We start from the raw sequence: 9,416 nt of genomic DNA on the forward strand, positions 1-9,416 counted from the left end.
CCCCTCAGCGAAAGAGCCCCATCCGGCGGAACCACAGCAACAACCCCAGCCCGATCACCACCAGCCCGCCGCAGACCGCGGCGAAGCCCCAGGGGCTGGCCGTGCCGGGGATGCCGCCGACGTTCATACCCAACAGCCCGGTCACCAGACCCAGCGGCAGAAAGATCGACGCGACCACCGACAGGACCAGCATCCGCTGGTTCATCCGCTCGGCCCGCATGTCCATGATCTGATCGTGCACCACCTGCGCCCGGTCGCGGATCGCGTCCAGCTCTTCGCCAAAGCGCAGCACCCGTTCGGCGGCTTCGCGAATGTGGATGCGGTCGCGGTCGGTCAGCCAGGGCAGGTCCTCGATTTCGAGCGTGGTCAGCGCGTCGCGCTGCGGCACAAAGTACCGCCGCAACACGATGGCCGTGCGCCGCAGATCGGCCAGTTCGGACCTGATCACGTCGCCCTCGGGGTCGAGAATGGCCTCTTCCAGATCGTCGATGCGCGCGTTCAGCTCGGCCACCGACGGTTCGGCCCGGTCGGCCAGACGCAGCGCCAGCTTGGCCACCAGATCGCCCGGCGACACCGGCGCCTGCCCGCGCTCGAAGGCCGCCACCATGTCGGTCATGGCCTGAAGCGGCCTCCCCCAGACGCCGATCACCCGATGCGGATCGAGCCAGAGCCGGACCGAGATCATGTCCTCGGGCTCGGCCCCCGGGTTCAGGTTCACACCGCGCAGGTTCAGATAGACCCCCTCGCCATGCAGGGTGCAGCGCGGGCGGGTCTCGTCGGCCATCAGCGCCTCGATCACCACCGGTTCCAGCCCCCAGCGTTCCAGCTCTGCCCAGGTGTCGGCATCGCCGCGCGACAGATGACCCCAGACGAACCCGCCGCCCGTCCCGGGCAAGGCGCCGCCGGTCAGCGCGTCGGCGGACACCGCCCGCGCGCCGCCGCGTCCGTCGAGAAGATAGGTTGTCGTCCCGCTTTCGCTCATATCCCCGCCACGCGCCTTGCGATGCCGTCTAACCTGACCGTTTCAGGCCACTCGCGGCAAGCGCCAAGGTGTCACGTCCAGTCCAGCACGACCTTGCCGCTCTGCCCGGACCGCATCGTCTCGAACGCCTCGACATAATCGCTGACCGGAAAGCGGTGGGTGATCACCCCGCGCACGTCCAGCCCGTTCTCCAGCATCGCGATCATCTTGTACCAGGTCTCGAAGATCTCGCGCCCGTAGACCCCCTTGAGGGTGATCGCCTTGAAGACGATCCGGCTCCAGTCCACCGGGCTCTTGCCGGGCGGGATGCCCAGCAGGGCGATGCGCCCGCCCATCACAAGGTTCTCGACCATCTGATCGAGCGCCGCCTGACTGCCCGACATCTCGAGGCCCACGTCGAAGCCTTCTTTCATCCGCAGCGCGCCCTCGACCTCGCGCAGGTCCTGCTGCGCCACGTTCACCGGCACCACGTCCGTGACCCGCGCCGCAAGGTCCAGCCGGTCCTGATTCACATCGGTGATCACCACATGCCGCGCGCCGACATGGCGCGCCACCGCCGCGGCCATGATCCCGATCGGCCCCGCGCCGGTGATCAGCACATCCTCGCCCACCAGATCAAAGCTCAGCGCGGTGTGTACCGCGTTGCCCAGCGGGTCGAGGATCGCGCCGATCTCGTCGTCGATGGCGTCGGGCAGGGGCACCACGTTGAAGGCGGGCAGCCGCAGGTATTCGGCAAATGCCCCGGGCTCGTTCACCCCGATCCCCCGCGTCTGCGGGTCGAGGTGGAACTTGCCCGCGCGGCTCTGCCGGCTCTTCTTGCCGATCAGATGCCCCTCGCCGGAACAGCGCTGACCGATCTCGAGCCCTTCGACATTGCGGCCCATATCCACGATCTCGCCGGCGAATTCATGGCCGGTGATCAGCGGCACGGGCACCGTGCGCTGGGCCCAGTCGTCCCAGTTCCAGATATGCACGTCGGTGCCGCAGATGCCGGTCTTGCGGATGCGGATCAGCACGTCGTCCGGCCCGATCTCGGGCACCGGGGCGCGTTCCATCCACAGCCCGACCTCGGGTTTCGCTTTCACAAGCGCGGTCATGTCGTTGCGCATCACGCGTCCTCCCATAGATCGGTCGATAGATATTTCAGCCCGCTGTCGCAGATCACGATGGCCAATGTGCCGCCGCGTTCGAGGCCCTGCAAAAGCTGCACGGCCCCCGCCAGGTTGGCCCCGGCGGAAAAGCCGCCGAAGATGCCTTCGCGCCGCGCCAGCAGCCGTGCCATGTCACGCGCCGCATCGCCGCTGACGGTCAGATGCCCGGCCAGGGGAACGTCGGCCAGATGCGCCAGGTCGCCCATGGCATAGCCGCCGCCCTGGATCGGATGATCGGGCGCTGTGACGGTCGCGCCCGCCAGCGCCGCCGCGCCTTCGGGCTCGACCGCGTAGCAGCGCACGCCGTGCGGCGTCAGCGCTCGGGCCACGCCTGCCAGCGTGCCGCCCGATCCGACGAAATCGCAGAACGCCGTCACCGTGCCGCCGGATTGGTCCCAGATCTCCGGCCCGGTGCCGTTCTCATGCGCCTGCGGGTTGCCAGGATGGGCGAATTGATCGGCGCGGAAGGCGCCGCGCGCGGCGCAGATCCGCTGTGCCTCGGCCTCGACGGCGGCCAGATCGGCGCCGCTCACCTGCCCGGGGCGGGGCGCGCCAACCTGCGGCACCAGCACCACCTCGGCCCTCAGCGCGCGCATCATCCGCGCGCGTTCGGCGGAATTGCCCGCCGACATGACGGCAACGAACGGATGCCCCAGCACGCCGCAGACAATCGCCAGCCCGGTGCCCATGTTGCCCGAGGTCAGTTCGACCACCGTTTGCCCCGGGGCCAGCGCGCTGCTCTGGCGCGCGGCCTCGACGATGGCGCGGGCGGCACGGTCCTTCTTGGAAAAGCCGGGCAGCATATAGTCCAGCTTGGCCAGGATCCGCCCCTCCAGCCCGAGCGCATCGGTCAGACGGTCAAGCGCAACCAGAGGCGTGCCGCCGATGGCGTCGATGACCGAAGGCAGGATCATCCGATCACTCCAATCCGCTTTCCCGCGGTTTCAAAGGCCGCCAGCGCCCGGTCCAGATCCGCCCGCGTCAGCGCGGCGTTCATCTGGGTGCGGATGCGGGCGCGGCCCTTGGGCACCACGGGGTAGAAGAAGCCCGACACATAGACGCCCTCATCGTAAAGCGCCGCCGCCATGTCCTGCGCCAGCCGCGCCTCGCCCAGCATCACCGGCACGATGGGGTGCTCGCCGGGCAAGAGGTCGAAACCGAGGTCGCTCAGCCCCTCGCGCCAATAGGCGGTGTTGGCATGCAGCGCCGCGCGCAGATCGTCGCCGGCGCTGACCATCTCCAGCACTTCGATCCCGGCCGCGACCACTGCGGGCGGCAGCGCGTTCGAGAACAGATAGGGTCGCGCCCGCTGCCGCAGCAGGTCGATCACGGGCTGTGGCCCGGCGATATAGCCGCCGATCGCCCCGCCAAGCGCCTTGCCCAGCGTGCCGGTCAGAATATCGACGCGGACGCCGTGATGCGCGGGGGTCCCGGCCCCCTTCGGCCCCATGATCCCAGTGGCGTGGCAATCGTCGACCATGGTCAGCGCGTCGTATTTCTGCGCCAGCGCGGTGATCTCGGGCAGCGGCGCAAGATAGCCGTCCATGGAAAACACGCCGTCGGTGGCGATCATGATATGCCGCGCCCCGTCGGCGCGCGCCGCTTTCAGCTGCGTTCCCAGATCGTCCATGTCGGCATTGGCGTAACGATACCGTTTCGCCTTGCAGAGCCGCACCCCGTCGATGATCGACGCATGGTTCAGTGCATCGCTGACGATGGCGTCCTCGGGGCCCAGCAGCGGCTCGAACACCGCCGCGTTGGCGTCGAAACAGGCCGCAAAGAGGATCGCGTCGTCGGTGCCGAGAAAGTTGGCCAGCGCCTGTTCCAGCCGCAGATGCAGATCCTGCGTGCCGCAGATGAACCGCACCGACGCCATGCCAAAGCCGCGCGTCGCCATGGCACCCTGCGCCGCCGCGATCAGGCGGGGATGATTGGCCAGACCCAGATAGTTGTTGGCGCAGAGGTTCAGCATGTCGCGCCCGCCGACATTAATATGCGCCCCTTGGGCCGAATCGAGCGGCCGTTCGATCTTGGTCAGCCCGTCCGCTTCGATCTGGGCGAGCGTGTTGGTGATCTGGGTCAGGAAAGCCTGGGTCATGTCATCCTCCGAGTCGCGGTAATTCTAACATAGCGGATCAATGTCCAATATAGAAAAATCCGCCATGACGGAAAATTTCCTGTATAACGCCGAAAGCCCGCGGCCTCAGGCGTCCTGCACCACCAGAAAGGCCCGCGCCGGCAGGTCGAGTGCCCGCAGTGCATGGGCCACATCCGCCGGATAGCGCGCGGTGTCGCCTGCGGCGATGACCTCGACCCGGTCCCCGGCGGTCACTTCGATCCGCCCGTCGATCACCGTCAGATGCTCGCGCGCCCCCTTGGTGTGGGGCTCGCTGATCAGTGATCCGCCGGTGCCGAGGCTGAGGTCATACACCTCGTGCCGTCCGGCTTCCTCGGGCGGCGACAGGATCCTCAGACGGCACCGGTTGCCGCGATTGTCGATGGTCGGTGTGTCCTTGGCGCGCAGCACCTCGATCCCCGGCCCGCCCTGCGTATCCAGCAATCCGGCGAAATCCACCTGTAGCGCCCGGGTCAGGTTCCACAGCGTCGCGATGGTGGGCGAGGATTCGCCGCGTTCGATCTGGCTGACCATACTGCGCGACACGCCCGACAGCTTGGCCACCGCATCCAGCGACAGCCCCTGCGCGCGCCGCGCCTCTTTCAGGCGGGCGGGAAGGCGTTTCAGGATATCGTCGGCGTCCTCCGTCATGACGGAAAGGCTGCCGCCGGGCGTGCGCCGAGTCAAGTCTCCGTCCCGAGGCTGTGACGTCCGGTCCCGGCTGACAAGCCGCCACCGGCGCGGCATAGTCTGCCCGAACATTGCTCAGGAGGCTTCCATGTCCGACGATATCGTCATCCTCTCCGGCGCGCGCACCGCCATCGGCACCTTCGGCGGCAGCCTCGCCGGGACCCCGCCCATCGACCTCGGCGCCGCCGCGGCCAAGGCCGCGCTCGACCGCGCGGGCGTCGAGGGCGGGCAGATCGGCCATGTGGTCTTTGGCCATGTCATCAACACCGAACCGCGCGACATGTACCTCAGCCGCGTCGCCGCGATGCAGGCCGGTGTGCCAGAGACGACACCGGCGATGAACGTCAACCGGCTCTGCGGGTCGGGGGCGCAGGCCATCGTGTCGGGCACGCAGGCGCTGATGCTGGGGGATGCTGATTTCGCGCTCGTCGGCGGGGCCGAGAACATGAGCCGCTCACCCTTCATCATCCCCGACCAGCGCTGGGGCGCCAAGATGGGCGACGTCCGGACGCTCGACATGATGCTGGGCGCGCTGAACTGCCCCTTCGGCACCGGCCACATGGGGGTGACCGCCGAAAACGTCGCCGCCGAGCATGACATCGGGCGCGCGGCGCAGGACGCCTTCGCGCTGGAAAGCCAGACCCGCGCCGCCCGCGCGATTGCCGAGGGGGTGTTCAAGGATCAGATCGTGCCAGTCGAGGTGCGCCGCAAGCGCGAGATGGTCCCCTTTGAAACCGACGAACACCCCAAGGCCACCACGCTTGACGCACTGGCGGGCCTGCGCCCGGTGTTCCAGAAGGACGGCAGCGTGACGGCCGGCAACGCCAGCGGCATCAACGACGGCGCGGCGGCGCTGGTGCTGGCCCGCGCCGGGGCGGCGGACAAGGCTGGGCTGAAACCGCGCGCCCGCATCCTCGGCTATGCCCACGCGGGCGTGCGGCCCGAGGTGATGGGCATCGGCCCGGTTCCGGCTGTCGAGGCGCTGCTGGCCCGCACCGGCCTGTCCGCGAGCGATTTCGACGTCATCGAATCGAACGAGGCCTTCGCGGCGCAGGCGCTGGCGGTGAACAAGGGGCTCGGGCTCGACCCGGCCAAGGTGAACCCAAACGGCGGCGCCATCGCTTTGGGCCATCCCGTCGGCGCGACCGGCGCGATCATCACGATCAAGGCGCTCTACGAGCTCGAGCGGATCGGCGGCAGCAAGGCGCTGATCACCATGTGCATCGGCGGCGGCCAGGGCATCGCGCTGGCCATCGAACGGGTCTGAACCGACGCGCCGGAGGTCTCGAGAAAAGCCCGCAAGGGCTTGACGAGAGGCCCCCGGCGCGGGCGGTCACGCCGGTTGCAGCATCCGCCCCAGACGCCGCCCGCCCAGAATGTGCACATGCAGATGCGGCACTTCCTGCACGCCGTTCTCCCCGGCGTTCGAGATCAGCCGGAAACCGTCGTCTTCTACGCCAGCCATCTTGCAGACCTTCCCGATGGCGCGGGTGAAATCGGCGATCTCCGCATCCGACGCCTCTTGCGCGAAATGATCGTAGGTGACGTAGGGCCCCTTGGGGATCACCAGCACATGGCAGGGCGCCTGCGGCTCGATGTCGTGGAAGGCCAGCGAATGCTCGGTTTCCAGAACCGTATTGTTGGGAATCTCGCCACGCAGGATTTTGGCAAAAACGTTCTGATCGTCATAGGTGTGGGGCATGGTCGTCCTCAGTCTGCAAACAGGTATTCGGTCTTGGCGATGTCCAGCGCCTTGTCCGGCGGGATGGTCAGAAAGCGCGAGATGGCCTGGGCGTTCACCTCGGCAGAATCGGCTTCGCGCATGCGGATGTGGTGCTCGAATTCGGCGTCGCGGATGCGGTCGGATTCATGCGCCATGTCGTTGCGGATGGTCGGCAGCAGCCGTTCCAGCGTCTCTCTCGGGGTGCGGTCGCCCGCAAGGCCCACGCGCATGGCGTGGCCGGTCAGGTAATCGTCGGTGAACTGGCATTCGATCTCGAGCAGGCGGGTGGTGGCGCGGTCGCGGCCGAAATCCTCCATCAGGTCGAGGTTGGCCGGATCCATGCAGACGATCAGCTTGTCGGTCTCGTAGAAGTCGAACAGCATCCGCATCAGTGCCCGGCGGTGTCGGTGGCGCTTGCCCAGCGTCGACTGGATCCCGCCCAGATCGGGCAGCAGCGTGCTTTCCTCGTTGAAGAGATATTCGATGCAGGGCACGTTCGTCAGCTGGCGGATGCGGTCCAGCAGCCGCTTGGCCACGTGCCATTTCTTGCACACCACGATCAGCAGCTCGCGTTCGCGCCCCAGGCTGCTTTCGGTTTCCCAGAACCGCTGGGTAAACCGCCGCCCGATCCGGCCCTTGGCGGTCAGGAACTTGTAGAGCGACCGGCCCTCGTTCGAGATCTGAAAGCGCTGGCCGTCGGCCGAATAGAGCACCCCCAGCCGCCGCTTGAGCTCTTTCGCCTCGGGGCTGATCTTGCGCGCAAAGAGGAAATCCTGGCTGAGCAGCAGGTCGTAGTGATCGTTGTAGAACGTCACCGGCATGCCGTAATCGGAAAACATCAGGAAGGTCAGCGTGCGGCTTTCGATCTCGTTCTCCGGCACCAGGTGGCGCACGAGCGTCTGAAAGAACGTCTCGTCCGGGATCCAGGTGGTGCGGAAAAACCGCATCACGTCCGGGCGGCGGCGGCTGAAATCGAGGATCCATTCGATGGTCCGCCGCCGCAGGCACCACCATTGCGACCCGATCATGATCTCCAGATCCTCGGGGATCGCGCGGGTGATCCCCAGCCGTTTCTGCGCCTGGAACATTGCATAGAAAAGCTGCTTCTGGGTGCGTTCGTTGAACCAGTGACGATAGATCAGCCGCTCTTCCTTCCAGCCGGTCTTGATCCAGTCGGACTGAAAATAGTCGAAGGATTCGATGTAATCGACCTCGCGCCGGTCGAGGAAATCATGCGCGTACTCGGCCGATTTGATCGCCATGCAATCGCCCGACAGCATGTAGAAATGCGTGGCGCGCGGAAAGGCGTCGACCGCGGCCTCGACGGCGCGGAGCGTGGCGTCGACCAGCGACCATTCCCCCCAGCCGCATTTCACCCGCTTCGTCGCGAAAGTGACGTTGGGATTGTCCGCCAGCGCGTGGCGGATCCTGGCATAGGCCTCGGGTTTGGCGCGGGCGTCGAAGTGGATCGACATGTAATCGCCCACGGCGGTCAGGCTCTGCGCCTGCTTGATGATGGCGTCAGGATCCTTGTGGCATAGAAGGATGAAGGCAATTTTTGCCATTTTGGAAACGGTCTGCCTTACTTTTGCCCGATTGTTTAGGTTGATAAAGATGAACCCACGTTGAATAAACCGGAATTCTTTGGTTTTTTGAAGGCAATAAGCGTCAGGCAGACGCAAGACGCGCGGTTCGGAGGCAGGCAGATGGGTTTTCCCGGCACGTGGATGACCGAGAGCGAGAGCGTGGTGTATCGGGTTGTGCCGAAATGCGCCTGCTCGACCATCGGTCAGATCATGTATTATTCCGACCACGGCGTCTTCTTTGACGGCGACATACATGACGCCGAAGAGGGCCTGCACAAATGGGCCCGCGAGGACAGCCAACCGGCGATCAAGGCCAACGTGAAGACCCGCACCAGCTTTGCCTTCACCTGCGTGCGCAATCCCTACACCCGTATCCTGTCGTCGTTCTTCGACAAGATTTGCGGCATCCAGCGCAATGGTCGGCGCTATCGCGGCAACCTTGTGCCGCTCTTGATCCAGAAATACGGGATCGAGGTCGGCGGAGAGGACGGCAAGGAAGAGTTCGATCAGGTCAAGAGCTTTCGCCGCTTCCTGCTGTTCGCCCGCGACACCATCCGCTGGCGCCGCCCGATGGAGCCCGACATTCACTGGTCGGCCATGTCGGGCCATGTGAGCACCTTCATCGTCAACGGCGGGCGCTACAACAAGATCTTCTGGACCGAGCAATTCAACGACGGGATGCAGCAGGTGCTGGACGCGATCCAGACTCCGCATGCCGTGGACCTTGCCGCGATCCCGCGGTTCAACGAATCCGAAGGCCACGGCCCCAAGCGGGCGCATCCGGTCGAGGCGTATTTCGACGATCTGTCGATGCACCTCATGTGGGAGATTTTCCGCCGGGATTTCGAGCTCTTCAAATACGATTTCGAAAACCCGGGCAACAAGATGCCCATCGGCGAGATCGACCTGAACGAGGTTCACGCCAAGCTGGGCGACTGAGCCCCGGCCTTCTGTTCCGAACTGAGGTGGAGTCCCCGGCGCGGGGGCGGGGCAGTGGTGCGCTACCTTCCGTAGCGGCGGCGCAGGGTTTGCACCGCGAGAAACAGAAACAACAGCGGCGCGACGAGAGAGACCCAGCCGAACACCAGGGTCTTTAGTATCCACGCTCTGGAGCAAACCCACCGACTTCCAGTCGGTCTGCTTCAGCGAGAAAGAATCGTGATATGAT

Annotated in this window: 9 protein-coding genes; 2 read left to right on the plus strand and 7 right to left on the minus strand. The window is 65.9% G+C overall.

The window, feature by feature from the left end; translation table 11 throughout:
* Positions 1 to 4: 4 nt before the first annotated feature.
* The 5 genes from RXV88_RS20140 to RXV88_RS20160 form a co-directional block, all read right to left on the minus strand.
* Positions 5 to 982: a zinc transporter ZntB gene (locus RXV88_RS20140; protein ID WP_316295290.1), complete on the minus strand. Its 978-nt coding sequence runs from the start codon at positions 980 to 982 to the stop codon at positions 5 to 7.
* A gap of 71 nt (positions 983 to 1,053) precedes the next feature.
* Positions 1,054 to 2,079, minus strand: coding sequence for an L-threonine 3-dehydrogenase (gene tdh / locus RXV88_RS20145; RefSeq protein WP_316295298.1), 1,026 nt, complete (start codon positions 2,077 to 2,079; stop codon positions 1,054 to 1,056).
* 11 nt (positions 2,080 to 2,090) lie between these two features.
* Positions 2,091 to 3,047: a cysteine synthase family protein gene (locus tag RXV88_RS20150; protein ID WP_316295291.1), complete on the minus strand. Its 957-nt coding sequence runs from the start codon at positions 3,045 to 3,047 to the stop codon at positions 2,091 to 2,093.
* The gene (locus RXV88_RS20155; protein ID WP_316295292.1) at positions 3,044 to 4,231 is read right to left on the minus strand and encodes a glycine C-acetyltransferase; all 1,188 of its coding nucleotides are present in this window, start codon (positions 4,229 to 4,231) and stop codon (positions 3,044 to 3,046) included. Before RXV88_RS20155 ends, RXV88_RS20150 begins: the two co-directional genes overlap by 4 nt.
* Positions 4,232 to 4,336: 105 nt before the next feature.
* Positions 4,337 to 4,900, minus strand: a complete 564-nt coding sequence (locus tag RXV88_RS20160; RefSeq protein WP_316295293.1) for an XRE family transcriptional regulator — start codon at positions 4,898 to 4,900, stop codon at positions 4,337 to 4,339.
* Between the two features lie 127 nt (positions 4,901 to 5,027).
* On the opposite strand from RXV88_RS20160, the gene RXV88_RS20165 reads away from it, so the two are divergent.
* Positions 5,028 to 6,206: an acetyl-CoA C-acyltransferase family protein gene (locus RXV88_RS20165; RefSeq protein WP_316295294.1), complete on the plus strand. Its 1,179-nt coding sequence runs from the start codon at positions 5,028 to 5,030 to the stop codon at positions 6,204 to 6,206.
* A 66-nt stretch (positions 6,207 to 6,272) separates the two neighbouring features.
* Here RXV88_RS20165 and RXV88_RS20170 read toward each other — a convergent pair whose 3' ends face one another.
* On the minus strand, positions 6,273 to 6,641 hold the full coding sequence (locus RXV88_RS20170; RefSeq protein ID WP_316295295.1) for a histidine triad nucleotide-binding protein: 369 nt from the start codon (positions 6,639 to 6,641) through the stop codon (positions 6,273 to 6,275).
* An 8-nt stretch (positions 6,642 to 6,649) separates the two neighbouring features.
* Positions 6,650 to 8,227, minus strand: a complete 1,578-nt coding sequence (locus RXV88_RS20175; RefSeq protein ID WP_316295296.1) for a DUF5928 domain-containing protein — start codon at positions 8,225 to 8,227, stop codon at positions 6,650 to 6,652.
* 141 nt (positions 8,228 to 8,368) lie between these two features.
* On the opposite strand from RXV88_RS20175, the gene RXV88_RS20180 reads away from it, so the two are divergent.
* The gene (locus RXV88_RS20180) at positions 8,369 to 9,187 is read left to right on the plus strand and encodes a sulfotransferase family protein (RefSeq protein WP_316295297.1); all 819 of its coding nucleotides are present in this window, start codon (positions 8,369 to 8,371) and stop codon (positions 9,185 to 9,187) included.
* Positions 9,188 to 9,416 lie beyond the last annotated feature (229 nt).

It is taken from the genome of Aestuariicoccus sp. MJ-SS9, assembly GCF_032586235.1.
Classification (GTDB): domain Bacteria; phylum Pseudomonadota; class Alphaproteobacteria; order Rhodobacterales; family Rhodobacteraceae; genus Aestuariicoccus.